The organism is Paenibacillus sp. TAF43_2, from assembly GCF_052113545.1.
Taxonomy (GTDB): domain Bacteria; phylum Bacillota; class Bacilli; order Paenibacillales; family Paenibacillaceae; genus Pristimantibacillus.
On the sequence record NZ_JBFRDK010000377.1, the window covers coordinates 1 to 1,383 of the forward strand.

The 1,383-nt window shown below is 43.8% G+C and carries 1 protein-coding gene and 1 pseudogene; one reads left to right on the forward strand and one right to left on the reverse strand.

Annotated features, from left to right (window positions below):
- Positions 1 to 328, reverse strand: a pseudogene (locus tag AB4Z17_RS33490) (hypothetical protein); the annotation flags it as partial.
- Positions 329 to 520: 192 nt separating this feature from the next.
- On the opposite strand from AB4Z17_RS33490, the gene AB4Z17_RS33495 reads away from it, so the two are divergent.
- Entirely contained in the window at positions 521 to 1,258 is a 738-nt protein-coding gene (locus AB4Z17_RS33495; RefSeq protein WP_441964768.1) for a carbonate dehydratase, read from the forward strand.
- Positions 1,259 to 1,383 lie beyond the last annotated feature (125 nt).

Consider the following 1,383-nt stretch of genomic DNA (forward strand, 5'->3'; position numbering starts at 1 on the left):
CATTAAGAATGACGCTGCCATCTGAAATGCCCAAATAAACCCCTACATGCGATGTTCCATCAAAATGAATCCGAACATTGGGTGTTCCTACACCGATTCGCAAAAGAATTTTTAAAATATTGCTGTTGCTTCCACTGCTTTTACTGCAGCAGCATTTATGGCCTCCGCTCTTGTTACCTTCATTTTTGTGGCCTTCGCTTTTATGTCCTTCGTTTTTGTGACCTCCACTCTTGTGGCCTTCGCTGTTATCGCCATGGCTCCGGTTCTTTGAGCATGTGCAGCCTGAGCTTCGGTCTCCTCCGCTCTTGCTTCCTCCTGTTCTCATCATTCCTATCATCTCCTTAATATTAGTAGAATTACCACTATCATATGGAGATTAATAGATTTTGGTGTTACACGGCAGCTCAGTGGGTTGGAAAAGCATACCCTTGATAGATAACCTAAAAATCTTGTGACAATCACAGACATGCTGAATAGTTTAATTGGAAGGCATATAAACTGCTCATGAGGAGAATAAGACATGGGGAATAATGTTAAGCTTTGGAAACCATCATTCAACAATAACACCAAGATAAACAACGCCAAACGTCTTCCAAAAGGTCCCTTTAATTTATTCGCGCGCTTTATTAGTCCGAATCCCAAAACATCATTTAATCCCGTTGCACGGTTCCCTAAAATAAATCGGACGGCCTTTATTAGTCCATTTACGAGCGTTATAGGTGATGTGGACATTAAAAGAAATGTATTTGTCGCTCCAAGCGCTACTCTGCGGGCAGATGAAGGATCCCCGTTCTCTATAGGGGCGAACTCGAATATCCAAGACGGAGCCATTTTACATGGACTCGTTAACGAACGTATTCGTGTAGGGAATAAACGATACTCCATTTATATCGGCAAGGAAGTATCGATCACCCACGGAGCAATTATCCACGGCCCTTGTTATATAGGCGATAAAGTATTCGTTGGATTCAAATCGATTGTTTTTAATGCGATTGTAGGTCACGGATCTTATATTTCAATGAATGCCATCGTTACGAATGGCGTTCGAATTGCTCCAAATCGGTTCGTTCCACCCGGAGCGCATATCGATACGCAAGCAAAAGCCAACAAGCTGCGTAGAGTTCCAAGGGATAGCAGAGAGTTCTCGCGCGAGGTTCGCCGTGTAAATCGCGAGTTCCCTCCATCCTATAACTCGCTTTTCGGTACTCATCGCTGTTCATGTGGGATCTCCTATGACCGCAAACGCTTGTTGAAATGATCTATCCTTACGAAAAGCAAAGGTGGGAAGCTTTCCGTTGAACTTGCCCTAATCTAGGCAAGATGAACGGCAAAAAGGGCTCCTAGCCCTTTTTCTGCATATACAGGCAGGAGAGTATACCCCTC